Origin of the sequence: Vibrio sp. 14G-20 (assembly GCF_026241515.1) — a bacterium.
Classification (GTDB): domain Bacteria; phylum Pseudomonadota; class Gammaproteobacteria; order Enterobacterales; family Vibrionaceae; genus Vibrio.
Genome location: NZ_JAPHPW010000018.1, coordinates 1 through 26,623 on the forward strand (window position 1 = coordinate 1; position 26,623 = coordinate 26,623).

20 protein-coding genes are annotated in these 26,623 nt (G+C 43.9%); 6 read left to right on the top strand and 14 right to left on the bottom strand.

What is annotated here, in order from left to right:
• Positions 1–4,656 (top strand): Ig-like domain-containing protein (locus OQJ75_RS15760; protein WP_266067231.1); only part of this gene is annotated, 4,656 nt, incomplete at its 5' end.
• Positions 4,657–4,738: 82 nt separating this feature from the next.
• Here OQJ75_RS15760 and OQJ75_RS15765 read toward each other — a convergent pair.
• Together OQJ75_RS15765 and OQJ75_RS15770 are read right to left on the bottom strand one after the other, a co-directional pair.
• Complete coding sequence (locus OQJ75_RS15765; RefSeq protein ID WP_265973989.1) at positions 4,739–5,932, bottom strand: class I SAM-dependent methyltransferase; 1,194 nt, start codon at positions 5,930–5,932, stop codon at positions 4,739–4,741.
• Between the two features lie 109 nt (positions 5,933–6,041).
• Positions 6,042–7,445: a methyl-accepting chemotaxis protein gene (locus OQJ75_RS15770; RefSeq protein WP_265973990.1), complete on the bottom strand. Its 1,404-nt coding sequence runs from the start codon at positions 7,443–7,445 to the stop codon at positions 6,042–6,044.
• Between the two features lie 88 nt (positions 7,446–7,533).
• Here OQJ75_RS15770 and yccX point away from each other — a divergent pair, with 88 nt between their 5' ends.
• Positions 7,534–7,821, top strand: coding sequence for an acylphosphatase (gene yccX, locus OQJ75_RS15775; RefSeq protein ID WP_265973991.1), 288 nt, complete (start codon positions 7,534–7,536; stop codon positions 7,819–7,821).
• A 50-nt stretch (positions 7,822–7,871) separates the two neighbouring features.
• On the opposite strand, the gene OQJ75_RS15780 is transcribed toward yccX, so the two are convergent.
• The 6 genes from OQJ75_RS15780 to OQJ75_RS15805 form a co-directional block, all read right to left on the bottom strand.
• Positions 7,872–8,201, bottom strand: coding sequence for a TusE/DsrC/DsvC family sulfur relay protein (locus OQJ75_RS15780; protein ID WP_017057205.1), 330 nt, complete (start codon positions 8,199–8,201; stop codon positions 7,872–7,874).
• A 180-nt stretch (positions 8,202–8,381) separates the two neighbouring features.
• A complete protein-coding gene (locus OQJ75_RS15785) occupies positions 8,382–9,047 on the bottom strand; it encodes a Bax inhibitor-1/YccA family protein (RefSeq protein WP_017057206.1) in 666 nt (221 codons plus the stop codon).
• A 294-nt stretch (positions 9,048–9,341) separates the two neighbouring features.
• Positions 9,342–10,106, bottom strand: a complete 765-nt coding sequence (locus tag OQJ75_RS15790; RefSeq protein ID WP_017059704.1) for an amino acid ABC transporter ATP-binding protein — start codon at positions 10,104–10,106, stop codon at positions 9,342–9,344.
• A 22-nt stretch (positions 10,107–10,128) separates the two neighbouring features.
• Positions 10,129–11,226, bottom strand: coding sequence for an amino acid ABC transporter permease (locus tag OQJ75_RS15795; protein WP_265973993.1), 1,098 nt, complete (start codon positions 11,224–11,226; stop codon positions 10,129–10,131).
• 1 nt (position 11,227) lies between these two features.
• Complete coding sequence (locus tag OQJ75_RS15800; protein ID WP_061038970.1) at positions 11,228–12,433, bottom strand: amino acid ABC transporter permease; 1,206 nt, start codon at positions 12,431–12,433, stop codon at positions 11,228–11,230.
• A 71-nt stretch (positions 12,434–12,504) separates the two neighbouring features.
• On the bottom strand, positions 12,505–13,533 hold the full coding sequence (locus tag OQJ75_RS15805) for an amino acid ABC transporter substrate-binding protein (protein ID WP_265973994.1): 1,029 nt from the start codon (positions 13,531–13,533) through the stop codon (positions 12,505–12,507).
• A gap of 481 nt (positions 13,534–14,014) precedes the next feature.
• Here OQJ75_RS15805 and OQJ75_RS15810 point away from each other — a divergent pair, with 481 nt between their 5' ends.
• Complete coding sequence (locus OQJ75_RS15810) at positions 14,015–14,956, top strand: precorrin-2 dehydrogenase/sirohydrochlorin ferrochelatase family protein (RefSeq protein WP_265973996.1); 942 nt, start codon at positions 14,015–14,017, stop codon at positions 14,954–14,956.
• A gap of 184 nt (positions 14,957–15,140) precedes the next feature.
• On the opposite strand, the gene OQJ75_RS15815 is transcribed toward OQJ75_RS15810, so the two are convergent.
• Both OQJ75_RS15815 and OQJ75_RS15820 read right to left on the bottom strand, forming a co-directional pair.
• Positions 15,141–15,623, bottom strand: a complete 483-nt coding sequence (locus OQJ75_RS15815; protein WP_004733632.1) for a YajQ family cyclic di-GMP-binding protein — start codon at positions 15,621–15,623, stop codon at positions 15,141–15,143.
• A gap of 12 nt (positions 15,624–15,635) precedes the next feature.
• Positions 15,636–16,694: a 3-deoxy-7-phosphoheptulonate synthase gene (locus OQJ75_RS15820; protein ID WP_048615990.1), complete on the bottom strand. Its 1,059-nt coding sequence runs from the start codon at positions 16,692–16,694 to the stop codon at positions 15,636–15,638.
• Positions 16,695–16,901: 207 nt separating this feature from the next.
• On the opposite strand from OQJ75_RS15820, the gene OQJ75_RS15825 reads away from it, so the two are divergent.
• Positions 16,902–17,789: a putative PEP-binding protein gene (locus OQJ75_RS15825; RefSeq protein WP_265973997.1), complete on the top strand. Its 888-nt coding sequence runs from the start codon at positions 16,902–16,904 to the stop codon at positions 17,787–17,789.
• 164 nt (positions 17,790–17,953) lie between these two features.
• Entirely contained in the window at positions 17,954–18,439 is a 486-nt protein-coding gene (locus OQJ75_RS15830) for a PaaI family thioesterase (protein ID WP_265973998.1), read from the top strand.
• 93 nt (positions 18,440–18,532) lie between these two features.
• Here the strand turns inward: OQJ75_RS15830 and OQJ75_RS15835 are convergent, their stop codons facing one another.
• Positions 18,533–19,888: a hypothetical protein gene (locus OQJ75_RS15835; protein ID WP_176681136.1), complete on the bottom strand. Its 1,356-nt coding sequence runs from the start codon at positions 19,886–19,888 to the stop codon at positions 18,533–18,535.
• Between the two features lie 28 nt (positions 19,889–19,916).
• Between OQJ75_RS15835 and OQJ75_RS15840 the strand changes: the two genes are divergently transcribed.
• Positions 19,917–20,825 carry a S1 RNA-binding domain-containing protein gene (locus OQJ75_RS15840; RefSeq protein ID WP_265973999.1) on the top strand — a complete coding sequence of 303 codons (909 nt, stop codon included), beginning with the start codon at positions 19,917–19,919 and terminating at the stop codon, positions 20,823–20,825.
• A gap of 299 nt (positions 20,826–21,124) precedes the next feature.
• On the opposite strand, the gene rsmF is transcribed toward OQJ75_RS15840, so the two are convergent.
• The 3 genes from rsmF to OQJ75_RS15855 all read right to left on the bottom strand — a co-directional run bounded on the left by rsmF (position 21,125) and on the right by OQJ75_RS15855 (position 26,622).
• Positions 21,125–22,546, bottom strand: a complete 1,422-nt coding sequence (gene rsmF, locus OQJ75_RS15845; protein ID WP_265974000.1) for a 16S rRNA (cytosine(1407)-C(5))-methyltransferase RsmF — start codon at positions 22,544–22,546, stop codon at positions 21,125–21,127.
• A 148-nt stretch (positions 22,547–22,694) separates the two neighbouring features.
• A complete protein-coding gene (locus tag OQJ75_RS15850) occupies positions 22,695–25,352 on the bottom strand; it encodes an MlaD family protein (protein WP_265974001.1) in 2,658 nt (885 codons plus the stop codon).
• Complete coding sequence (locus OQJ75_RS15855; protein ID WP_265974002.1) at positions 25,339–26,622, bottom strand: paraquat-inducible protein A; 1,284 nt, start codon at positions 26,620–26,622, stop codon at positions 25,339–25,341. The genes OQJ75_RS15850 and OQJ75_RS15855 overlap by 14 nt, the downstream gene beginning before the upstream one ends.
• Position 26,623: the final 1 nt, after the last annotated feature.

The following is a 26,623-nucleotide window of genomic DNA, read 5'->3' on the forward strand; positions in this document are numbered from 1 at the left end:
GTGACCGATGAAGCGGGCAACACAGGCGATGTCACCGACGAGACAATCCTAGATACGACGGCGGCAAGCCAAGATGATGGCTTGAACAGCATCGTGTTCGACGATGACTTGGTGAACGAAGACGAAGCGGACAGCGTGACCTTAAGTGGTCAGGTCGAAGTGGGCAGCACGGTCAACAGCATCGTGATCAGCGATGGAAACCCAGCGAACGACGTAACGGTACCAGCGGCAGCGATCACGGTGGACGCAGAGACAGGCGCCGTGACAGTGACAGGTCAAGACTTGTCAGGGTTAGCGGATGGCACCTTGACGGTGACCATGAACGTGACCGATGAAGCGGGCAACACAGGCGATGTCACCGACGAGACAATCCTAGATATCGATCTGGGTACCCCTACCATCGATTTACTTGCGTCGAGCGACAGCGGCGACAGCGACACAGACAACCTAACCAATGACAAGACGCCGACGTTCTCGCTGGGCAACATCGATGACGATGTGGTGGCCGCGGGTATCGTGGTGCTCAAAGACGGCGTTGCCCTAGAAGGCACGCTGGCCGAAGAGCAAGACGGCACTTGGAGCTTCACGCCGAGCGCCGACCTGGCGGATGGCACTTACGACTTGAGCGTAAAAGTGACGGACGATGCGGGCAATAGCGCGACGTCGGCCGAGCTTGAAGTCATCATCGATACCGAAGCGGCGGCGAGCATTACGATCGACCCAATCACAGCGGACAACACCGTGAACGCGGACGAAGCGGATGGCAAAGTGGTCATTACGGGTACCGTTGGCGGCGACGTGAAAGCGGGCGACACCGTGACCTTAACGGTGAGTGGCGAAACCTACACAGGCGATGTGTTCGCAAACGACGAAGGCGACTTGGTGTACAGCATCGAAGTTGACGGCAGCGACCTGGTTGATGATGAAGATACGCGCGTAGAAGCGAGCGTGACGACCTCAGACGACGCGGGTAACGAAGCGACGGCGACGGCGGACGCGACCGACGGCGACTACGATGTTTCTCCTATCGCCAACGACGATACATACACTCATACTCACGGTTTATCAGGTGCTTATTACGGACACAATAGTCAAGTGAGCAGTGTAGCGACGGCCCTCTCAGTGATTAACGCGAGTGACCCGGATGTAACCTTTTCTGCAACTGATCTCGATTACTCTCTGAGCGTGAAGAGTGGAGTTGATGATGACGCTCAATTGAGTGACTTCTTAGGTGACGACGCGGATAGTATTTCTGGTAATGTTCCTAACGGTACGACCGATGGAGTGTTCAATTTAACTGGGGCCATTTATTTAGATGAAGGGGAATTTGCGCTTAAGGTGAATGCTGACGACGGTTATTCAATCAAAATTGATGGCGTTGTCGTTGCTGAAGTAGACAGTAACCAATCACCAACAGAGCGAATTCATAATGTCTTTGAAATCACTGATGCCGGTTACCATACAATTGAAATTGTTTACTGGGATCAAGGTGGAGACGCTGTTCTTGATGTTGATATCGGTCAGTATGATAGCGATGGAGATCTAATTGGTGACTTCTCTCCTTTGTTAGATGCCCCTACATTAAACGATGAACTTTGCACTGTTGAAGGGCTATTAACCACAATTAGTGCGGCTAGCTTGTTAGCGAATGACAGTGACCCTGATGGTGATAGTCTTACAATTCAGTCAGTAACTTCTGTTAGCGGCGGTACAGTGAGCCTTAGTGAGAGTGGTGATATTCAATTCACGCCCGATGATGGGTTTACTGGTGACGCGACTTTCACTTATGTAGTGACAGACGCAGACGGGTTGACTGATAGTGCGACTGTAACTGTTCATGTAGAACCAAAATCTAGTGGCTTGGTTGTAGATGCTGAACTTTTAATAAGTACACAAACACCCCTAGATAGTATTTTGGAATTAGTAGCTAATACTAAAGAAGGATTACAATCTACAGATATTGCGACAGAATCTGACGACTATTTAGTTTCTAATAGTGGGAACTGGATTGAAGCTTTAGGTGGGGATGATTTTGTCGAATATGGCAGTAGTTTATACCTTCAAGCTCAAGGTGGAAGTGGTGAAGACATATTGTTAGGGGGGGCATCAGTTGCTGATTACCTTCTTGGTGGTGATGATAATGATATTTTGTTGGGCGGTACAACAAGTGCTTCAAGTAATTTACAGGGAGAAGCCGGCGACGATATTTTAGTTGGTCAAAATATTAATGCTTCTACCAACTATGATGGAGGTACGGGCATTGATAGTGCCTATGTACCAGGCTCTTTATCTGATTTTACTGTTGTATATGAGAATTTGCCAATTGGTAGTCAAATGATTCTTATACCAAAGAATACTCCCGTGGGCCAAGCTCCAGCTAGACATGACTTTTATAGTATTGAGACGATATTTTTTGAAGATGGAAAATATCAATTTGAAAATGGTACATTAGTCAAGATATCAGAGTTTTTTGAGCTTAATTTGAGTGTTGGGCTAAACGATTCTGACGGTAGTGAAGTGATCACCGAGGTTACTGTGAGTGGTGTTCCAACTGGTACAATGTTGAGCATCGGTACAGATAACGGCAACGGTACATGGACAATTCCTGTAGATGCATTAGATAGTGACGGTAAAGTTTCTGTTATGGTCGAAGCGCCCGTAGGATCGAATCCAGTGTTAACCGTCACAGCTGGTGCTCAAGAAGTTGACGCGCAAGGTGAACCCGTTGACCTACCTAAGTACGCTCAAGATGAAACAGGTTCTATCGCGATATCCGAAATTGATCCTAACGGCGATAATATTGTTAGCGGTGGTTCAGGTGACGATGTAGTGTTAGGTGATAGCGGAGGCACTATTAAAACTGTAGTACCAGGGTTGGATTACAACATAGCACTAATTGTGGATACTTCGGGCAGTATGGCCGCGCTAACTGATGGTACTACGCGAATTGAAATGGTTGAAGCGGCACTGAAAAACTTGGTTGAGTCACTTGCCAGTCATGATGGGACTGTAAACGTCAAACTTATTGCTTTCGATACCAATATCGAATTTAATTTTGAAGCGCAAAATATTACGGTTAACACCCCACAATATGAAGCTTTGTTAGATAGTATTGATACACAGTTAGTAGCTGGCGGTGTTACTGATTATGAGAAAGGACTATCGTTAGCAGATTCTTGGTTTGCTAGCATGACTAGTGACGATAGCGAGAATTTGGCATTTTTCTTAACGGATGGTGAACCTTATGTCAGTAGCAATAGTGAGATGAATGACGATGCATTAAAAAGTGCTCTAGAGGCATTTGCATCTTTATCGGAGAAGGCTCAAGTACAAGCTATTGGTATAGGTGATGATATCAGTGCTGATATACTTCAGTTCTTTGACAATACTACCGCAGGCGAGTTGACACCTGTTCCTGGATTGTATGACAAGGAAGTGTTGTTTGACTTTAATGGTAGCTTAAGTGGTACCAATTCAGGCAGCGATAACAGTCACCGCTTTGGTGTATCTATTGAAAGTAATCAATTGCAGGTTAAAGACCAAGACTATGGCTCGGATACTGTAGAAGCTGAGTGGACGAGTAATAGTTTCACGGTCGAAAACAGTGCACAGGTCGATTTTGATTTAGCATTTGATGATGGTGAGATTAGTTGGGGAATATACGATCAAAATGGTCAGCGGGTCGATTTTGGCAGTGAATACGATGCGTCTAACAATGGTTATGATGATCAAAACAATGCGGCGCAAAGAAGTATAACAAGCGAAGTATTAGATGCGGGAACTTATACTATAAAAATTGGATTCGATGCAAATATAAATTCTATAGGCAGAGTCAAAATTGATCAGATCAATTTACTTACACCTACTTTAGCGGTTGCTGGAGTTGTGCAAAACGTGACAAGTGCAGAGCAACTGGAAGCAGCATTGCAAGGTGGCTCTATCATATACGATATTGCGAATATGGGTAATGATGAAGTTATTGGTAATGAAGGTAATGATATTCTATTTGGCGATGCGATTAATACTGATAATCTACCTTGGGCAGAGAACGGTTTGATACGCCCTGATTCGTTACCTGATGGTTCTGGTATAGACGCGTTAACTTCATTTTTGACAGAAATGTCAAATGGTATCGAGCCTTCTGAATTAGAAGTATATGAATATATCCGTGATAATCACGAGATTTTTAATGTTGACGGAGACACGCGTGGTGGTGACGATACGATTGAAGGCGGTGAAGGTAGAGATATTCTCTACGGTCAAGGTGGTGATGACACCTTAATTGGTGGCTTAGGAAATGATATCTTAGTCGGGGGAGAAGGTGATGATATATTCAAGTGGGTAGATGAACCGCTTGACGACTATCGAGACGTTATTACTGACTTTGAAGTGGGCAGTGACCGTATTGATTTATCTGAACTCCTTCACGATGAAAATACAATGGATGATGTTCTTGAACATTTGTCAGCTAAGATTAGCGATAACAACCAAGACCTAGAGTTAACCATTACTAATGATCAAGGTTCTCAAACTATAGTATTGCAGGGCCAAGCAAGTAATCTTAATGGCTTTGACGTCGATTCTTCTGGTGTTTATTCCGGTGATGAATTGACGAATTTAGTTAATTCACTAATGACTAACCTACCAAACTCTTAATTCATGAATAACAAAAAGGGCCGAAAGGCCCTTTTTTAATACATCTTGTTTTCTAGAAAAGCTAGATTCTAAAGCTCTAAAATTAAAGAACCTTACAAGCAAAACCTTTCAGGTAGAAACCTTCTGGGTAGGCTGTATCTGTTAGGTGATCGGCTGCTTGCTCGAAGCGCTCAACGAACTTAACCGTTCGGCCTGCGTCTAGTGCCGCGTCGGCGATGATCTTTTGGAATAAATCTGTTCCCATTAAGCCAGAGCAAGAGTACGTGAGTAGGGTGCCGCCTGGTTTCAGGATTTGCATTGCAAGCATGTTAACGTCTTTGTAGCCGTTAGCGCCTGAAGTTAGGTTGTTCTTGCTTGAAACAAACTTCGGTGGATCCATGATCACTACGTCAAACTTAGTGCCTTGGTCGCGGTATTCACGAAGCAGCTTGAACACGTCGGCATTTAAGAAAACAGCGCGCTTTTTAGAGATATCAAACTCATTCAGTTCAGCGTTCAACTTCGCTGTATCAAGAGCAAGTTGAGATACATCAGCGTTAATCACACGCTTAGCTTCGCCTTTCAGGGCGTAAAGGCCAAAACCACCTGTGTATGAGAAACAGTTAAGAACATCTTTGTTTTTAACGTATTTCATCGACTCTTTGCGGCTATCACGTTGGTCCATGTAGAAGCCCGTTTTGTGGCCTTCCATAATGTTCACGCTGATTTTTACGCCATTCTCTTCAATCACAATTGACTTAGGTGGCTCTTCACCATGAAGTACACCGACAACTTGTTCTAGGCCTTCTTTTTTACGAACCGCTACGTCTGAGCGCTCGTAAATGTTGCAGTCGGGGAAGCACTCGATTAGCGCTTCAACCAATACGCTTTTGTTAAACTCAGCGCCTGCACTTAGCAGTTGGCAAACTAGAAAGTCTTGATATTTATCGATAGTGATGCCAGGTAAGCCATCAGACTCTGCGGCTGTTAAACGGTAACCCGTTAGGCCGTCACGTTCGATGATGTCTTCACGTAAAGACTGCGCATCTTGAATTCGTTTTACGAAGAACGCCTTGTTGATTTCTTCTTTTTCAAATGTCCAAACACGAGCTCGAATTTGAGAAGCTGGAGAGTAAGCTGCTTTTGCAAGCCACTGACCATTTTGAGCATATACGTCTACAGTTTCACCTTGTTGTGGCTCGCCTTCGACCTTATCGATACCGCGTGAAAATACCCAAGGGTGTTTGCGGCGTAGTGATTTATCTCGGCCTTTAGCTAGATGAATTGAAGGAGTCATAATTTACTCTGTTTGTTGAATTTGAAGGAGGGGTATTGTCGGGGAAGTACAGGTGAAAAGCAAATAAGAAAGGGCTGCAGAAGCAGCCCTAGTAACGATATTTCAATGATTAAGCCTTAAGTCCTGTTAATAAGCCTTCCATTGTGTCGCTTTGCTTACGAAGCTGATCAACGTTGGCATTACTCTTAGTGATCATTTCACAGATGCTGTCTGATTGATGACGAATCTCTTCGACACTCTGTGCGATGTTGTCAGCAACAACACCTTGTTCTTCAGCTGCGGTTGCTATCTGAGTACTACTGTCTGAAATCGATTGATTCTTTTCAGCCAGAGAGCCGATTTCAACGTTAACTTCAGACATTAATGTTTGTCCTTCGTTTGCGTTGTTAACCGTCACTTCCATCAGTTTGGTTAGCGATTGACTGTTACGCTGTAATGATTCAATCATGCTTTGGATTTCAACCGTTGCTTGCTGTGTTCTTCCTGCAAGAGCACGAACCTCATCTGCAACCACAGCAAAACCACGTCCTTGTTCACCTGCACGAGCTGCTTCAATAGCGGCGTTGAGAGCAAGCAGGTTAGTCTGTTCTGAAATACCATTGATGGTTGTGACTACTTCATCGATCTGTGCAGCGTTCGCGTCAAGCTCTTCTACCGCCTGTGAGGCTGATTGGATCTCCTGAGATAGGCTAGAGATAGACTGCAGAGTATTCGAAACCTTCACTTGGCCACTTTGAGCAACACCGCGAGCATCCATTGTTTGAGAGCTAGAATCGTGTGCAAGGGTTGCCACTTCACGAATCGTTGCTGCCATTTGTTCGGTAGCACTTGCTAGGCTATTCAGGTGTTCTTGTTGATTACCTGAAATGTCTGAGCTTTGTTGTGTTGATTGGTTCAAATCCGAACTGATTTGCTGCATAAGTGCCACAGATTCTTGTATAGAAAGAACCATGTTTTGTTCGCGTTCTGCTACCTTATCGATAGTGATGGCAATTTCACTGAATTCATCACGAACTAAGAAGTAGTTCATACGACAAGTTAAGTCACCGTTCGCAAGCGTGTTTAGTGCTTTGTTCATTGAGAACATGGCACCGCCAATAAAGGTCATGATGTAGTAAACACCCAATGCGATCAGCGTTAGTGTTACCGCGATGATAGATACTTGAGTTGTAGAGAGTGCAGACCAAAGGTTTTGATCGTGATTTGCCACTAAACTAAATGCGCCATTCATGACTGAAACAGAGCCCGCGCCATAGCCTAAAGAGATGCTATCAGAACTACTAACGAGTTGAGCAACTTGCTCTTTCGTGAGTTGGCCCGCTTCAATAAGCCCTTTCATCAAGAGCATTTCTTCTTGATAAAGGTGAGCCAGTAATGAATCCGCTGCACTATCTAAAACGAGCGTTAATATAACAAGAGCGAGAAGAGGTAATAAGAAGAGTAGATAGAACTTTTCTTGGATTTTTAGGTGAATGAGATATTTATCAATCCAACGAAATGGGATTTCTTTCATAATCGTTATACTCGAAGTAAGTCCACCAATAAGCGGTGAATGAATAGAAGCTTAACTATATCATTCATATAATTTATGAGGCAACGTTATGGAAAGTTCCCAATTTATTTTTGTCGTGTCAGGCGTAGTCCAGTGTGTTGGTTTTCGTTATCACACCAGCAGACAAGCGCAAGCTTTGAGTATCTCAGGTTACGCTAAGAACCTAAATGATGGCCGAGTAGAAGTATTAGCGGTCGGAGAGGTTGGGCAAATCGAGAAGCTATACCAATGGCTAAAAATCGGCCCTAAGAGTGCAGTAGTTGATGGTGTAGCAAAACGTCAAGTCGGAGAGGAAGAGCGACAAAAGGTGCGTGTCGGGGAATTTCAAATACTGTAGCTCGTCACTACAGTATTTTTATTCGGAAATGTTCTAAAGCAGGTTAGTCTTTACAAGCACTTTGCTGGTTTAGGTAGACCTGCGAGCTTAGTCGCTTGTTTTGCAGGGCCTTTCTTGAATAGCTTGAATAGGTACTTGCTGTTGCCTTTTTCTGGGCCGTGAGCCTTTTCCATCGCTTTAACTAGCATGCGAACTGCTGGAGAGGTGTTGAACTCTTCGTAAAAGCTCCTTACAAAATGTACGACTTCTAAGTGCGCATCCGTAAGTTCAATAGCTTCATCTTGAGCAAGAATTTCAATCATACCCTCTTCCCATTGTGTGTAGTCCAATAGGTAGCCTTGAGCATCGGTTTCGATTTGCTTGCCGTTATATTCAAACATGTTTAATCCAGAATCCAGTTAACTATCCAGATAGGGTACATGACCAAGTTTACTTTTCTCAATAGATTTATAGCGATCTCAAGAAATATTGCAGCTATCAAAAGAATTCTGGTGCTGATAGATATAAAAAAGCCCAAGAGCTAGGCTCTTGGGCTAGATATTCTTCAGTTATGGGAGTGATTAGTCGTCGCTACCCATGATGCCTAGAATGCTTAGTAGGCTGATGAAGATGTTGTAGATTGATACGTACAAGCTGATCGTTGCTGAGATGTAGTTAGTTTCACCACCACGAATGATGTTTTGCGTTGTAAGCAAGATCACACCAGTCGAGAATAGGATGAACATACCGCTCATTGCCAATGATAGTAGAGGCATTTGTAGGAAGATATTCGCAACCATACCTACAAGCAGTACAACAAAACCAGCTAGTAGCATGCCGTTCAGGAATGACAGGTCACGCTTTGTAGTAAGAGCGTAAGCTGAAGCGCCCATAAACGCTAATGCGGTACCGCCAAGTGCAGTTAGGATGACATCACCCATGCCTGCGCCAACGTACATATTTAGGATTGGACCAATGGTGTAGCCTAAGAAACCTGTAAATAGGAATGTGAAGACTAGACCCATGCTGTTGTCACGGTTCTTCTCAGTCAAGAAAAGTAAGCCGTAGAAGCCAACTAGCATGATGATAAGACCAGGGCGAGGAAGGTTCATCGCCATAGATACGCCTGCTACAACAGCAGACCAAAGTAGTGTCATAGACAGTAGAGCGTAGGTGTTACGCAACACTTTATTGGTTTGCAGAGCACTTTCTTGAGATGCTGTGCGTGAAAACATAGGGCTGTTCATAATCTTCCTCGTAAGGTGACTTCAATAGTTATTAGTACATTTATGGGGGTGAAAGTTCGAAAAATCAAGTCTTTCATTCCTCTTGTATACGTAAAATAATAATCAAAATAGTCGGTTAAGTGTTTCTGAAGGTGTAACAAAGTATTTCTTTAGGCTGTAATTAAGTATAGCTAAGATACGATGTCCAACCTTTGGTCGATCTATTCCGTTACTTAAAACTTTAAAAGCTATCTATAACTTTGAAAAATAAAGAGGCGACTTAAGCCGCCTCTTTAGTTTATGCATCATAACACATTAATGGTGTAAGATTTGACTTAAGAAGTTCTGCGTTCTGTCCGACTGTGGATTTTCAAAGAAGTCGACAGGGTTGTTTTCTTCGATGATTTCGCCAGCGTCCATGAAGATCACGCGATCCGCGACCTCTTTAGCAAAGCCCATTTCGTGCGTTACACACAACATGGTCATGCCTTCTTCTGCAAGCTCTACCATTACGTCTAACACTTCGCGAACCATTTCTGGATCGAGTGCCGATGTTGGCTCATCAAATAGCATTACTTGAGGATTCATACACAAAGAACGTGCGATAGCTACACGCTGTTGTTGACCACCTGAAAGCTGACCTGGAAACTTATCCGCTTGCTCCGGGATTTTTACACGCTCTAGGTATTTCATCGCAATCGCTTCAGCTTCTTCCTTCGGCATCTTTTTGACCCAAATAGGGGCCAGAGTACAGTTTTCTAATACCGTAAGATGTGGGAACAGGTTGAAGTGCTGGAAACACATACCTACATCTCTGCGTACGGCTTCGATGTTCTTTAGGTCTTCTGTCAGTTCATTACCTGAAACGAAGATATGACCTTTTTGATGCTCTTCCAATCGGTTGATACAACGGATCATCGTAGATTTTCCTGAGCCAGAAGGGCCACAGATAACGATTTTCTCGCCTTTTTTAACTTCTAGGTTGATGTTCTTAAGCACGTGGAACTCACCGTACCATTTGTTCATGTCTTTCAACTCGATCATAAGACCTTGAGAGTTGTTTTCTGTCTGCTGCGTCATAATACGTCCTTGATCTTGTTAATTATCGTTTGTGACCGGTGTGAAGTCTGTTTTCTAGCCATATCGAATATCTCGACATGCCAAAACAAAACACCCAGAACACTAACGCGACAAATACATAACTTTCTGTTGAATACCCAAGCCATTCAGGGTCGGTATTCGCGGCTTGGCCAATCCCTAGTACATCAAACATACCAATAATCAAAACAAGACTGGTATCTTTAAACAAACCAATGAAGGTGTTCACAATTGAAGGGATCGTGATTTTAAGAGCTTGAGGTAGAATGATAAGCCCAGTCTTTTTCCAGTAGCTTAGTCCCAGAGCATCAGCCGCTTCGTATTGGCCTTTTGGTATTGCTTGTAAACCACCACGAATTACTTCGGCCATGTAGGCTGCACTGAATAGTACTACCCCAACAAGTGCTCGAATCAGCTTATCGGTTTCTGTCCCTTCTGATAAAAAGAGTGGCAGCATTACTGAAGCCATGAATAGAACTGTAATGAGCGGTACGCCACGCCAGATTTCGATGTATACCGTACACATACTGCGAATGATCGGCATCTCTGAGCGACGCCCAAGAGCTAGTGCAACACCAATAGGGAGTGACACTACAATACCAACAAGTGCGATGACCAGTGTAACCAATAGGCCGCCCCATTTATGGGTATCAACAACTTCTAACCCAAAGACGCCACCGTATAGCAAGCCGGCAATGATAAATGGGTAGATGTTGACGAAGAACAACCAAATCCACGTGCGTTTAGGTGTTTTTTCATAAGCCAGTAAGGCTACAAAAATGGCCAACGTTGCGTAGAAGAGGCGAGGTCGCCACAGTTCAGCTTCTGGGTAGAAGCCATACATGAATTGGTCCCAACGAACGCTGATAAAAACCCAACAAGCGCCTTCGCTAGTGCAGGCATCGCGAGTTGTTCCTATCCAATCAGCATTAATGAATGCCCAATCTGCTATTGCCCACAATAAAGTGAAAGCAAAATAACCAAGGACCACAGTGACGACGCTGTTAACAGGTCCATTAAATAGATTTTTTCTTAACCAACCGACTGGCCCAACGGTATTCGCTGGAGGCGGAAGATCAGGTTGAAATTGATGTGTACTCATCTTATCTCTCCACCAACGCTACTTTGCGGTTGTATATGTTCATTAGAGCGGACGTTAATAGGCTCAAGGTTAGGTATACGCCCATTGTCATCGCGATTACTTCGATAGCTTGTCCAGTTTGGTTAAGTGTTGTTCCTGCAAATACAGAGACAAGATCAGGATAACCAATGGCCATCGCAAGTGATGAGTTTTTGGTCAGGTTTAGATACTGACTGGTTAGTGGTGGGATAATGATTCTTAATGCTTGTGGAATAATGACAAGCTTTAGAGTTCTAGATCGTGGGATGCCTAGAGACATCGCAGCCTCAGTTTGCCCATGGTTTACCGCGTTAATACCTGAACGAACAATCTCAGCAATGAACGCTGCTGTGTAGATACTTAAAGCGAGCATCAATGCAGCAAGCTCAGGGATTATGGTAACACCACCCTTGAAGTTAAACCCTTTCAACACAGGATAATCTGCAGAGATAGGCATGCCCATAACAAAGTAAGTTACCAACGGTAAGCCTAAAATCAACGCAGCGGCAATTCGCAACATCGGTGTTTGTTGGCCGGTCAGTTTCTGTCTGTTCTTAGCCCAGATGTTGATAATAAACGTCGCGATAATTCCGACAATCAATGATGCGATGACAATGCTACTGCCTTGCTCAAAGACTGGAGCAGGGAAGTACAATCCACGTACGTTCAAGAAAATTGCTTCACCTAGACTCATACTTTGACGAGCAGAAGGCAAGGCTTGTAGAACGGCGAAGTACCAGAAAAAGATTTGTAAAAGAAGAGGGATATTTCGGAATATCTCAATGTAGACAGCTGCAAATCGGCTAACTAGCCAGTTTGAAGAGAGTCTAGCGATACCCATACTAAAGCCCAGTACTGTAGCTAGCATGATGCCGAGTACTGAAACCAAAGCGGTATTGAGAAGACCGATAAAGAATGTACGACCGTATGAGAAGGTCTCGTCGTATTCAATCAGTGTTAAGCCGATACCAAAACCAGCTTCTTGGGAGAGAAAATCAAAACCAGTGGTGATACCACGGGAATCTAAGTTTGTGAGTGCATTATTTACAATCGTGTAAAAGAAAGCACAAAGCGCCCCGACGGCGATAATTTGGAAAATGATGGAGCGAAAAGTGGGGTTGTAAAATAAGTTGGCACTTTTGGGCTGTGGCTTTGCCTGAGCTGGAGAAATAGTTTCATTAGGTTTCATACTACTATAACCTCAAATCCATTTAATAAATAGGGCGGAAAACTCCGCCCTAATTGATGCTTGAAAATTTATTAACGGATTGGTGGAGCGTACATAAAGCCGCCCGCATTCCATAATGCATTTACACCACGAGAGATCTGAAGTGGAGAACCTGTACCAACAGTACGCTCAAAACTCTCGCCGTAGTTACCAACTTGCTTAATTACTTGGTAACCCCAGTCGTCACGAATGCCAAGGCCTTTACCTTTAGGACCGTCTACACCAAGAATACGTTTGATGTTTGGATCTTTTGACTTAAGCATTTCGTCTGCATTTTTAGAAGAGATGCCGTATTCTTCCGCGTTAACCATTGCTGAAAGTGTCCACTTAGCAACGTTAAACCATTGATCATCATCTTGACGAACTACAGGGCCAAGAGGCTCTTTAGAGATAATTTCAGGAAGTACTTCTGCAGATTTAGGATCAGCTAGGTTTAGGCGAAGTGCATATAGACCAGATTGGTCAGTAGTTAGCACGTCACAACGACCCGCGTCGAAACCTTTAGATGTTTGTGCTGCCGTATCGAATACCACTGGCTTGTAAGACATGCCACTGTTACGGAAGTAATCGGCTAGGTTAAGCTCAGTTGTTGTACCTGATTGAACACATACAGAAGCGCCATCAAGTTCTTGAGCACTTGTCAGGCCAAGTTCTTTCTTAACCATGAAGCCTTGACCATCGTAGTAGTTAACGCCTACAAAGTTCAGACCTAGAGCACTGTCACGATGTAATGTCCATGTTGTGTTACGAGATAGTACGTCGATTTCGCCAGATTGAAGCGCAGTAAAACGCTCCTTCGCTGTTAGAGGTACATACTTAACTTTAGTCTTGTCACCGAGTACAGCCGCTGCAAGAGCTTGACAATACTCAACATCAATTCCTTCCCATTCACCTTTTGAGTTAGGGTTAGAGAACCCTGGAAGACCGGTACTTACACCACAAGTTAGAAAACCTTGAGATGTGACTTTGTCCAGAGTGCTTTCTGCCGCTGATGCTGATGTTGCCATCATCGAAGTTGATGCAGCTACTACTGAAGCAAGAAGTGTTAGTTTATTTGTCATTTGTATCCTTCCTTGTTAACCAGGTGACACCTGATACTCGTGCTCGTTTGAGTTTTTCTATATGTGTTGCGTTTTCTATGACCTTGTTACTCAATTCACACTAGTTGCATTTTGCAAATGAAACTGTGTGCGATTTAAGCAACTGTTTATAAGGTTAGGAAAGGATCCGTACTTTCACAAATGTATAATTTAAAAAGAATTTTGAATGAAATCACAAATCCGAACACAATTAGAATGACCAAATGTTATGTGAATGTAAATAGTGCAACGGCTCACACTGTTGGTGCAACAAGATTTAGATTTTTATATTGATAATCGACTAGATAAATATTCTGAATGAACATCACAATGATGAAACATTAAACTCAAGAAGTATTGAAATTTGGTGAATAAATATTTTTATTACACTTGGATAGTTATTAATGTGCTCCAAATTTGGTAGCATGGTTGAATAGTTATTGAAGTCGTCTCAAGGAAGAACATGCGTTATTTCCCAATGTTTTTGGATGTAGAGAATAAGCCAATTCTGGTGGTTGGTGGGGGTGAGGTTGCTTGCCGTAAAGTCGATAGCTTGCTACGAGCTGGAGCGGATGTGACTTTGGTGTCTCCCAAGGTAGCGCCTTACTTAAAACAGCTTGTCGACGAGAACAAACTTCACTGGGTTCAAAACTTTTATTCGTCACAGATCATATCGAAAAATTACTTGCAGGTTTGGGCCACAACAGACAACCCAAGCCTGAATCATCAAGTGTATAATGATGCGAAAAAACTGGGTATTTTAGTCAATGTGGTTGATGATTTACCTTACTGCGATTTCATCACGCCTTCGATGATAAATCGCGGAAGAATTCAAATTGCAATCTCTAGCGGCGGTGCTTCACCTGTTTTAGTGAGAAATATTAGAGAAAAACTCGAAACAGTACTGCCACAAAATATAGGCTTGATCGCAGACTTCGGTGCATCAAAACGCAATTCAATCAAAGAGTCATTCCCAACCGTCGATGAGCGTCGTAAATTTTGGGAGCATTTCTTGTCATCCAGCTTTATCGAGCAGGTGAATGACAGAGAGCAGTTAGAGTCTTACTATCAGCAAGCACTAAGCGAAGGCATTGATAGCGAAGGGCAGGTCACTTGGATTGAATTCGAGCAAGATGTCGAGCTGCTGTCTATGAAAGCTTTACGTTTGATGCAGGAGGCAGAGCTCGTACTTTCACCGAGCGATTGTCCATTTGAATTTATCGACCTGTGCCGCCGAGATGCAGAAAGAGAGAGCTACGCCAACAGCGGAGAGCTATCAACAAAGCTTGAGCAAGCAAGAGCAGAGAAATTACGAGTGTGTGTGTTTATTCCACCAGCAAGTGTAGAGTTTAATCTGTTGGTCGGCAAAGATCTAAAATTGTCAGCAGCCCAAGTACTCAGTTGAGGTAGTTGCTTCTAGTTGAAATGAGAGCTTTCTGGTTGTTTGAAATCGGCTAGAGGCTCGGAATAAAACTAAAGCTGGACCAGATAAATAAAAAGCCACTTCAAAAGAAGTGGCTTTTTGCTATTTCAAACACGACATTGTGATGAATGAGCAACCCAAATAGGCGGTCGCTCAAAATCAATAATTAGTCGCGGAAGTTGTCAAACTGGAAAGGTTGACCAAGTTCACCGCTGCGAACTAGAGCCATAACAGCTTGTAGGTCATCACGCTTCTTACCTGTTACACGAACTTTGTCGCCTTGGATAGAAGCTTGAACTTTAACTTTGTTGTCTTTGATTAGCTTAACGATCTTCTTAGCGACATCAGTTTCAATGCCTTGCTTAAAGATAACCGTTTGGTGCCAAGTGCGACCTGTTTGGTCTGCCGCTTTCGCTTCCATCGCGTTAGGATCAACATTACGCTTCGTTAGGTTGCTGCGAAGGATATCGCGCATTTGCTTCAGTTGAAAATCGTCTTGAGCAGTCAATTTTACTGATTCATCTTTGTAATCAAAGCTTGCTTCAACGCCGCGGAAATCGAAACGAGTCGATAGTTCACGGTTTGCGTTGTCTACTGCGTTACGCAGTTCTACTGCTTCTACTTCAGAGATAATGTCAAATGATGGCATTGTGTTGTTTCCTTAAGCTAAGTTTCTATCTTTAATTGCTGTTGCAAGCATGTCTAGCATTGTTGCTGTATCTTCCCAGCTTAGGCATGGGTCAGTAATCGACTTACCATATTCTAGGTTGTTGATGTCTGTCATTGGCTGGTTGCCTTCAATAATGAAGCTCTCTGCCATAATGCCTGCAATTTGGTTCTTGTTAGATTTAATTTGCTCACAAATGTCTTGCGCAACTTCTAACTGCTTACGGTGCTGTTTCTGACAGTTAGCATGGCTAAAGTCTACAACCAAACGTTGAGGTAGGTCGAATTCAGCCAGTTGCTTACACGCAGCATCTACAGATTCAGCGTCGAAGTTAGGGCCTTTATCACCACCACGTAGAATAACGTGACCGTATGGGTTGCCAGAAGTACGGTAAACCGTCATGCGGCCGTTCTTATCTGGAGAGTAGAAGTAGTGTGAAGCATGTGCTGCACGAATTGCATCGATAGCAATCTTGATGTTGCCGTTGGTCGCGTTTTTGAAGCCAACTGGGCAAGACAGTGCAGAGGCCATTTCACGGTGAATCTGAGATTCTGTCGTACGAGCGCCAATCGCACCCCAAGTGATAAGGTCCGCAATGTACTGACCTGTGATCATATCAAGGAATTCAGTCGCGGTAGCTAGGCCAAGCTTGTTGATATCTAGCAGAAGCTTACGAGCTTTGTTCAAGCCTGTTTCAAGTGCGTATGAACCATCAAGGTTAGGATCGGTAATCAAACCCTTCCAACCTACAACAGTACGAGGCTTCTCGAAGTAGGTTCTCATTACAACGAACAGCTCATCTTTGTACTGGTCTTGAATTTTGCTTAGGCGCTCAGCGTAATCAAGTGCCGCGTCTGTATCGTGAACAGAGCAAGGGCCTACGATAACTAATAGGCGGTTATCACGACCCGTTAGGATATCTTCGATTTGGCGGCGAGAATTTTTAATGCGCTCAGCAACGTCGTCAGTAATAGGGTGTGCATTGCCTAGTTCGGCAGGAGTTGGCATAGGACCCAGAGCTTGGGTTCTCAACTCATCAGTTTTTAATGGCATGTGATAGCTTTTTTATTCTATTGCGAAGTGGTTAAGATAACGGAATTGAACAGAGGAATAAACTCTATTGAGTCAAAGTTATCTCAGTTATTACTAATATTCTTATTTTTATCAGCAGGCCAGCGTCAAATAAGGGATTTTCACTTGTATTAACAGGCAGCTATCGGTATTTTCGTTTGAACACAACATAAAAATGCTGGAGCAGCAATGACTCAAGAAAATCAAAGCACTTTGCACCCAGAACTTGTCTTAGGTGATGTGCTGCCTTCTTACAACGATAATAATAATTCCAACCACTTATACGTTTCGTTATCAGAATTAGTGATGGATCGTGTCTTCTACCACCCAAGTATCGAAAGTCACTTAGATACACTGACTGATATTGAAAAAACGTCTTTAGATGCGATCCTTGGCGATAAAACCGTCGATGAGCATTTTGTTTCGACGTTAGTGATTGCCATTCAAGCTGCCGTTCAGCCAAATCACACTTCTGTTCGTATCGCATTAAGTAGTGCAGACAGCTATGGCTTCCGTTCGCTGCTTGGCGGGAACTGTGAAGCTGAAGAGATTAACCCAGCACTAGGCGTTCGTGGCGTTGCTCGTTACGCGACACCAGAATACAGCAAGGCTTTCGCTTTAGAGTGTCAGGTTATTAAAACGTTGCGAGAGCAGGGTATTAACGTCGAAGTGGTTGTGCCGTATGTACGAGCATTAAGCGATGCCGCTAAGATTATTGACCTGCTTGCCGAGCAAGGGTTACCACGTGGCCTTAACGGTTTGAAAGTACTGTTCTCATGCGATGTGCCGTCTGCAGTGCTACTGAGCGAAAGATTGCTTCATTACTTCGATGGTGTAGTGGTAAACGTTGATAGCTTAGCGTCTTTCACTTTAGGCGTAGACAAACACAATGAAGCTCAGCAACACGCTTTTGATCCACAAAATGAGGCGGTTATTACCTTGTTGGATATGATTGTTAAAGCGACGCTGCATGCGAAGAAGCCTGTACTGCTGGTGACTCAAGGCTTGGTGGATTACCCGCGTCTACAAGGTTACATTGCCGATCTTGAAGGCGTAGAAACGGTCGTGACTGCATAAATCGGCTTGCTGTTTAAGTTAAATCAACTTGTTTGAAGCGCTAAAGCTTTGAGAATGAAAGAGATATCATTATGCGATGATATCTCTTTTTTGTAACATTTTTTTGACATCCCCATCACTAATCGATTAACTGGTCTGATGACTGATTTGACTAGGTAATCCGAATGTTGACCCCTCTACAAAAAGCAAATTTCTACTTGAGCATGTTTGGTTTTTTCAAAGTGCCTCTGATCTGGTTATGCAGACCAAAATTGCTCGCACTGGATAACCAACATGTTGAGGTCAAAATCCCTCTTAAAAGACGAACGAAGAACCACCTTAATAGTATGTATTTTGGCGTTTTGGCTGTCGGTGCGGATGTGGCGGGTGGCTTTCTTGCGATGAGCAAATCTCAGCAACAAGGTGAAAAGATTTCGTTGGCATTTAAAGAGGTGACGGGCAACTTCTTAAAGCGTCCAGAAGGCGATGTACACTTCACTTGTAACGATGGTGAGTTGATCAACACCATGCTAGAAGAAACTATGTCTACTGGGGATCGTGTAAACCAACCTGTGACCATTATCGCGACTTGCCCATCTTTGCATGGCGATGAGCCAATGGCCGAGTTCACGCTAACGCTTTCGATTAAGAAAGTCCCGTCTAGGAAATAGCTCGGAAGTAGATGGAAGCTTGAATAAGTGAATAAGTGGAAGAACGGTATGTGAATTGAATATCCACATACCGTGCTGCACACCGTAGAAAAGTTAAGATTCTTGAGTGATTTGTTCGATGTCGACGATCTTTGAACGGTTCATAACGATCTTCCAACGGTAGTAGGTTGGTTCGTTATCATGGTTGTTCTCTTTAATGATCAGGTTGAGAAGATGACGTTTTTCTACTGATTCGCGGCTAACTTGCCCTTCATTCAAGCGGTAGATCTTGTTCGAACCCTTATCCATCAATCGTGTCAGCGCTCTCAAGCTGATCGATAATGTTTCACGAGTCTCTTCATAACCACTCATAAAGGTCGATGTCGACATTTCAGTATGAGAGCGGTAATGCAAGATTTGCTCTTCACGTTGTACCACACGCTTCTTACGAATTGATTGAATGCGATCTGCAAGCTTCGAAAAGTTTGCGTAGTCCAACCATTCCAGTTTATGGCCAACAGATTTATTGGTCGTTGGGTCATAGTAACGACGCTTCCATTTCGGCTTGCCTTTACGCAGCCAGCGCCAAAGGATGTCTCTCAAGTCATCTTTGAAGATCTCACGCAACGCGTAGATGAAAGACATCGCCACGATGAAAGAAGCGGTAATCTCACCAAGAAAGTCACGAGCCAAGATCACAGTAGTGGTCACGACGACCATTACCAAACCAGTCGCAATGCCTTTCACGGCACGCTTAACGTTCTTACCCATCGATGTGGTCTTTTCTTTAAGCACGATAGGGTGTTCAATTAAACGACGCAGCAAACGCATCTTGTTACTTAAGCGGGTAACGTCTTCTCGAACTCTTGCTGAGTTATAGCGGTTCAGTTTACGGTGCGCAGTCTCTTTATCACAAAGTGTTAAGAGTCGTTCTTTAATCGTTGAATACTCACTGCCACGTGGCATATGCGAAACCAGAGATAAGAACTTTTGCTCGGTGTACCAAGATAGGTAGTTATCGATATTAGCATAGTATCGCTTGAGGTTTTCTTCGTAGGGGATGCTTCGGCGTAGCTTCTTCAAGATATCTAAAGCCAATTCAATGACTTCATCTACTTCATCAGCCGTTACGTCGTCACTATCATTCTTATTCAAGCTGCTGACAGCTTTGTCCAATGCGATAACATATTGATAAGCGAACAAACTCAAACTTACACGGTACTGTGTAATGGACAGTCGACCGCGTTTTGCTAAACGGCTGTGTACCAAAGGCAACAGTGTTTTATCACTGTAATAAGCACGTTTTTGCGTGATTGAGCTGTAGAAAAATGCGCTTTCAGAAAGCACTTCAGGAGTCAGTCCAAGTTCACCGGGAATGAATAGATAAACGTCCATGTCGAGCTTTTTTGTCTTAGCCATGGCATGGTTAATTTTAAGTGTTATCGCATCTTGTTTATCAACGGTGATCAACGATGGCTCCTAGAATGTAAAAATATGAATGAAACTAGCGAAAGCATATCAGAGATCACGTATAATCTCCGCCAAATTTAAAGTAGAGACAATCTTGATGATTAATATTGGTCAAATAAACAACTTAGAAGTAGTAAAACAAGCAGACTTCGGTGTATTCCTTGACGCTAGCGACTATGGAACCGTGTTGCTGCCGAAACGATTTACTCCTGAAGGTGTTGAAATTGGTCAAAAGTTAGATGTTTTCTTATACATTGATTCTGACAACCAGATCGCCGCAACGACTGAAAAACCAATTGCTCAAGTAGGCCAGTTTGGTTTGATGACGGTTGAAGGTGTTAACAGCACTGGTGCATTCATGAGTTGGGGCGTGAAAGGTAAAGACCTACTGGTTCCTTTCAGCGAGCAACGTGGCCGTTTAAACGAAGGTCAATCAATCTTAGTATATGTATATATTGATAAAGCATCTAGCCGCATTGTAGGTACAACAAAGTTCAACAAGTGGTTAGACAACACACCTGCGACTTATAAGCAAAACGAGCAAGTGGATCTTATCATCGCTGAACGTAGCCAATTGGGTTACAAAGCAATCGTGAATGGTGAACACTGGGGTATGATTTTCCCATCTGACATCATCGGTAAGCTGTTCATTGGTAAAACACTAAAAGGCTACATTAAAAACGTTCGTGAAGAAGACGGTAAGATTGATTTATCTCTTCAGAAAGTTGGTGTCGCTAAGATGGATGACCTAAGCACTAAGGTTCTTGACCTGCTTGAGAAGAAAGGCGGTTACCTGCCTTTGAATGATAAGTCTTCTCCTGAAGCTATTTTCTCTGCATTCAGAACCAGCAAAGGTACGTTCAAAAAGACAATTGGTGGTTTGTACAAATCTGGCAAGATCACTATCGATAAAGAAGGTATCAGCTTAGTGAAATAAGCAGTTCTCTCGGTCAAAAAAAAGCCCAAACCTTCCTGTTTGGGCTTAGGGGAAAGGGCTCCGAAGAGCCTACGCTAATCGTTTTAATCTTTTGACTATTAGATTGAAGTCTAGTTTAGATTCCCTAAAGTGCGATTTTTCTTTTTGGAAATAGTGACTTGAATTGATATTTATATAATTAGTTGTTGATTTACAAGCGCTCACACACTGACTTACATGGTCGATAGAATAGAAAAAGCCCAAACAATTAACGTTGTTTGGGCTTTTTGTTTATCAAGCTGTATACAGAGAGAAAGCTTTTAGAAAAGGTTCTTATCGCGTACTAGCTCGCGTGGTAAACCATTCTTCACTCGGTTGCCAACCCACTTACCAAGGCCGATGATTGCACCATTGTACTTCACTAGTACTTCACCTTTGCCAGACAGGCCTTCAGGGCGAACATCGCGTCCCATGAACCATTCACGAGCATCTTCAATGCTTAGCTCGACAACATTAGCTTCATTCCCTGTTGCAAGTGTTGTGGCCACTTGGTGCTGCCAGCGGTAACCTTTTTTATGGGTTTCGGCGATCTTGATTCCCATGCGAGAGAAACGGAATTCACCGATCATCGGCTCTAGCGCTTCTGGGAATAGCCAAACGTCTTTGTCGCGAATCCAAACTTGAGTATCGTTTGGCAATTCGATATCGAGAGTATTCATTAGTTGCTCAGCGACTTCTTGCTGAGTTTTCTTTGATGCTTTTTCAAATGGGAATTTACCCATACGTTTTTTAACTTCTGGTGGAGTAACAGACGCTAGTTTACGGATACGTGCAACAAAGAAACCCTCTGAGTCATAAACTTGAGGGAAGATGTGTAGAAAGCCTTCTTCTGTCGTGGTTGCTTTTGCGTTGTCGAATAGAGATTCCAGAGATTCAAATTCAACCGCATCACCAAAGGTTTCTTTTAAGTGATGACACACTTGTTGGTTCTCTTCGGTGCTAAGTGTGCATGTTGAGTAAACCAAAACACCATTAGGTTTGAGAGCATGGAATGCACTTTCAATCAGATCTTTTTGCGTGTCGGCAATATCGACCACAGATTGATACGTCCAGTTCTTCATCGCATCGGCGTCTTTACGAATGGTGCCTTCGCCAGAGCAGGGTGCGTCTAGCAACACAGCATCAAACTGTTCTGGTAACCAACCACCGAAAACTCGACCGTCAAAGTTACTTAGAGCGGCATTACGAACGCCACAACGTTCGATGTTAGCGTGAAGGACTTTCACTCGGCTTGCTGCGTATTCATTGGCAACCAACACACCGCGATTATTCATTAGCGCAGCGATTTGCGTTGTTTTAGAGCCAGGTGCAGCCGCAGTGTCTAGCACCGCTTGGTAATCAGCTTCGCCTTGGAAAAGTGCCGAAGGTGGCATCATCGAGCTGGCTTCTTGGATGTAGAAAAGACCAGACATATGTTCTGCCGTATTACCTAGTGGCGCTTCACTTTCATCAGCGGTAATCCAAAAGCCCGTTTCGCACCAAGGTACAGGTTCCAGTTTCCAGCCTTTCTCTTTTGCTCGTACTAGGAAGTCTTCAACACTGATTTTCAATGTGTTGACTCGAATACTTTTACGAAGTGGTTTTTGGCATGACGCAACAAAAGAAGCCATATCTAGATGACTAGGCATGATTGCTTCGATGTGCGTTAGGAATTCTTCAGGAATATATACGTTAGCGTGCAAAAGAGTATCTCGATTTATTGCATTAATGCGGGGAGTTTAAAGCAAAATGAGGCCGTCCTAAACCATATTTACAGCAAACGACAAAAATGCAGCCTAATGGCTGCATTTTGATGAAGAATTAATCTTCTTGAAACGTCAGGGGTTCACTCTATGGGCGAGGAATTGCGGTTCTCCATGATTTCCACTCATCTTCGGCTTTAGGATAGAGATAGAAAGACTGATCTTCGTTTGCGACTGGCTGAAGTTCATTTGTCGGTGGCGTTGAGAACGTAATACCACCTCTTAACAAGCTGTCTACCGTTCCAGCTTTGATGTTTGCGCCAGACAGGCCGATAGAGACATCGACGCCCGACACGTTCCAGAACACAGTGTTTGCACGGATTAGATACGCGTAGTCAGGTTCGATTTGAATCGTAGATATTATGCGGTCAGCAAACTCACCCAACTGAACATCAATAACACTGCCAATTTCTAGCTCACGAAATAGGATAGGCGTGCCTTCAGATACTGAGCCTCGCGTTTCGCTTTGCAGTTGGAATATCTTGCCTTCAGGCTGCACGGGTCCCTTACTAAGCTCAAATTTCGTGTTTCTTTCACCTTTGCCCGGGTCTACATTGATGTGCTTAGAGAGCAGCGCAGAGACATTTTTGATGCCGTTAAGGCCAATCTCAGGCTCTGCCAACCAGAAGTGACTGTTCGCCACGGCAATCTTGTCGACGTACTCAGGTAAAATACGCGCAGTAATTTCAATACCGCCCTTGTTGAAGTTCGGAATCACCAAAGTAACCTCACCAACAGTGACACCTTGATATTTGATCGCCATGCCCTTGCTGACTTCTTGATCGCCAGCAGAGGTAATAGTTATCGCGCGGCCAAATTTTCGAGCGGACTTCGAATCTTTATAAAGTTTCCACACATCGCCGAGTTTGTTGTCGATTCCCGGCAGAGAGTCAAAAGCAATACCGCCTTGGATAAGGGTTTTAACTGGTGCTGCTTTAATGCTGATACCCGATAGCGATGCATCAACCTCAACGCCTGAACGGTTCCAGAAAACAGTGTGCTTGTTGAGTAAGTGCGTGTAACGATTTTCGATCGTGACCTTAATTCTTACGCCACCGTCTGCAAGCTGAAAATCAGAAATACTACCCACTTGTAGGTTGCGGTAGAGGAGTGGGCTGCCTTTAGAAATTGATGGTAGTTCACTCGCAAACAACGAAAGCGTCTTTGAACCAGACTGATTAAACTTGGCGATTTCTGCTAACGACTTACTTTGGAAAAGTTGATAGTCCGTTCGAGCTTCAGATTTTCCTTCACTCACAAAGCTAATCGAGCCTGTAAGAAGCTGTTTTGCTGGTGGGACCGTAACACTCAAGCCTGATTCGGTAAGCTCTGCAGTCGCACTGCCTGTCACAAAGAAACGGTTGTGGCTTTTGATAAGGTGCGCGTATTCATTATCGATAAGTGCATCCATGAAGACTTCGTGTTTATCAGAGCCCGTACCAACACCATCAACTAATCCCACATGGATAATAGAACCAACGGCAATGCCTTTGTAGAGAAGTTGTGTACCGACATCTAAACCGAACGAATTGTTCGATGTTAAGCGAATCGCAACGGATTTCTCTTGTTCCTGGCTGAATTCATTTTTGCGGATCGCAGTAAATCGACGTGCTTTTTCACCTTCGCCCGGTACCAAGGTTAAAAAGTTACCTGTCACTAAGTTGGCAATGTTTTTCATGCCAGTAAGCGACAGTTCAGCTTCTTCTAGAACGAATTTACTGCCGCTGTTTAAAAAGTCACTGAATGCCGGTTGAATAGCGGCAGATGCGACGACGTTTTCACGCCCTTCACTTAGCGATAAGTCAGTGATTTGACCGATTTCAATGCCGCGATACATGATCGGTGCGCCTGTTGCGCTGATCTTGTTGTCATCTGGTACGGCGATCTTGATAGAGATGCCTCGACCAGCGGTTTTCAAATCTGGGTAGAGTTTAAACTTGGTGTTCATCTCGACCGGTTGGCCTTCTCCCGGAGAGTCAACCGCAATGGAACCGCCAAGTAATGCACTTAGGCTCTCTAGGCGAACATCAACACCAGAAAAACCAATACTGGCACCTAAACCACTGACATTCCAAAAACGGCTTTGGTCGGTGATTATATGGCTGTACTCATCTTTAATTGAGGCTTGAATCGTAACGGATTTAGCGTTGTCGTTTAACTGGTAGTTGTAAACCTCACCAATTGGGATTTTACGGTAAACGATTTGAGAACCAACAGATACGCCGCCCAGATCTTTGGTCGTCAGTGAAATATTCAAACCGTCAGAAGCCAGTAAGTCAGAAGGGGAGGATTCTAACGCTTGGAAAACCGTTTCTGGATCTTGTTTGGTTTCGCTCGGGTGGATAGCAATATAGTTACCTGAAACCAGAGCGTCTAATCCTGAGATGCCCGACAAACTTGCTGTCGGCTTTACAAGCCAGAAACGAGTGCCTTTTGAGAGTAGCTTCTTCGCTTCTGGATAGATGTCAGCATCGACATAGATGCTCGATAGATCTTTGGATAAAGTGATGTCACGCACCATACCCACCTCTAAGCCTTGGTAACGAATCGTTGTTCGACCTGCGACTAAACCTGCGGCATCTGAGAAGTATATCTGCACACGTTGTCCAGCATCGTGTATCGATTTCATGACCAACCAACCGGCTAATGCAACGGTTAATATCGGTAGAATCCACAAAGGTGAGATGCCTTTGTTTTTCCTTACTTCTGGTGAATATGACGTTTGTGATTGGTTATCGTTGTTCATTCACTGACTCATCTTTAGAGGTATAGTTATCCCAAATTAGCCTAGGATCTAAGCTTTCCGCTGCCAGCATCGTGAGAACAACTACGACGCCAAAAGCGACTGCACCATAACCTGGTGTAAAGTTCAAAATCTGTCCACGGTCGACCAAGGTCATCATGATCGAAATAACGAACAGGTCCATCACCGACCATTTCCCCACCCATTTCACAATGAAATAGATGGTCATGCGTTGTTTGTGGTAAACGGCGCGCTTCATCTTGATACAGATTAAGATGTACGCGAGGCCGAGTATTTTCGCGACGGGCACGACGATACTGGCAATGAAAATGATCGCTGCAATGCCGTACATATCGCTATTTATCAGCGACGCGACACCAGAAATTATTGTGTCTTCTAGCCTTTGTCCGTTTGTTATAAGGATAGAAATCGGAATAACGTTGGCTGGTACGATGGCCACGGATGCGGCAAACAACAGTGCCCATGTCTTCTGTATAGAGTAGGGCTTGCGGTGATATAAGTCATGATGACAACGCACACAAGTATGACTGTCAGGCTGAGACAGGTGGCAGTTGTGACAGTGTACGTTCTTACTTTCAGCAAAAGAGTAGTCAGATTCTTTTGCCCAAGCTTCCCAGTAGCGGCGCACGCTGATACGGCTTACCAATAATACGCTGAAAAGTTGTAGAAGAATCAGGCCAACCAAACCAGGACCGACGAAAATATCTGAGTAATCTTGCAGTTTGAAACATGAGACCGCCAAACTTACCAGAAACACATCCAACATCATCCAATGTTTGAGAGTCTGAATAATGGCTAATGCATAACGAAAGGGTGTGAAGATCTTAAAACGCAGTGATGCATGAGTGATGAGTACCGAGGTGCACACGAGCAACGGAGCGATCGAACTGCAGAACAGGATCAGCAAACCAAGCAGAGGGAAGCCTTCACCCATCAAGGTGAAAACACCCGATGGAAGCGTTGCGGGTATCATGACACCAATCAAGCGAATACTGATGAATTCAAAAAAGTGCGATGGGATAAATAGCAACAAACAAGTGACAGCGATTGCTAGGTTTCCAGACAGGCTAGGGGTGCCGCCTCTATAAAGCTGAGTACCACATCTTGGGCAATAAGCGGATTTCCCTAAAGGGATGTCCATTTTATCTACGGGGAGTTCGCAGCCCTGACAAAGACGCACTGAGCTGCTGTCGCATTGATGCTTAGTTGATAAAGGGTTGGTAACGGATGGGGAGGTCACGCGACCTCCCAAG

Excerpts from the sequence above, each read along its gene's own strand:
- OQJ75_RS15765 (WP_265973989.1), bottom strand. The coding sequence starts at position 5,932 with ATGACTCCTTCAATTCATCTAGCTAAAGGCCGAGATAAATCACTACGC.
- OQJ75_RS15770 (WP_265973990.1), bottom strand. The coding sequence starts at position 7,445 with ATGAAAGAAATCCCATTTCGTTGGATTGATAAATATCTCATTCACCTA.
- yccX (WP_265973991.1), top strand. The coding sequence starts at position 7,534 with ATGGAAAGTTCCCAATTTATTTTTGTCGTGTCAGGCGTAGTCCAGTGT.
- OQJ75_RS15780 (WP_017057205.1), bottom strand. The coding sequence starts at position 8,201 with ATGTTTGAATATAACGGCAAGCAAATCGAAACCGATGCTCAAGGCTAC.
- OQJ75_RS15785 (WP_017057206.1), bottom strand. The coding sequence starts at position 9,047 with ATGAACAGCCCTATGTTTTCACGCACAGCATCTCAAGAAAGTGCTCTG.
- OQJ75_RS15790 (WP_017059704.1), bottom strand. The coding sequence starts at position 10,106 with ATGACGCAGCAGACAGAAAACAACTCTCAAGGTCTTATGATCGAGTTG.
- OQJ75_RS15795 (WP_265973993.1), bottom strand. The coding sequence starts at position 11,226 with ATGAGTACACATCAATTTCAACCTGATCTTCCGCCTCCAGCGAATACC.
- OQJ75_RS15800 (WP_061038970.1), bottom strand. The coding sequence starts at position 12,433 with ATGAAACCTAATGAAACTATTTCTCCAGCTCAGGCAAAGCCACAGCCC.
- OQJ75_RS15805 (WP_265973994.1), bottom strand. The coding sequence starts at position 13,533 with ATGACAAATAAACTAACACTTCTTGCTTCAGTAGTAGCTGCATCAACT.
- OQJ75_RS15810 (WP_265973996.1), top strand. The coding sequence starts at position 14,015 with ATGCGTTATTTCCCAATGTTTTTGGATGTAGAGAATAAGCCAATTCTG.
- OQJ75_RS15815 (WP_004733632.1), bottom strand. The coding sequence starts at position 15,623 with ATGCCATCATTTGACATTATCTCTGAAGTAGAAGCAGTAGAACTGCGT.
- OQJ75_RS15820 (WP_048615990.1), bottom strand. The coding sequence starts at position 16,694 with ATGCCATTAAAAACTGATGAGTTGAGAACCCAAGCTCTGGGTCCTATG.
- OQJ75_RS15825 (WP_265973997.1), top strand. The coding sequence starts at position 16,902 with ATGACTCAAGAAAATCAAAGCACTTTGCACCCAGAACTTGTCTTAGGT.
- OQJ75_RS15830 (WP_265973998.1), top strand. The coding sequence starts at position 17,954 with ATGTTGACCCCTCTACAAAAAGCAAATTTCTACTTGAGCATGTTTGGT.
- OQJ75_RS15840 (WP_265973999.1), top strand. The coding sequence starts at position 19,917 with ATGAAACTAGCGAAAGCATATCAGAGATCACGTATAATCTCCGCCAAA.
- OQJ75_RS15850 (WP_265974001.1), bottom strand. The coding sequence starts at position 25,352 with ATGAACAACGATAACCAATCACAAACGTCATATTCACCAGAAGTAAGG.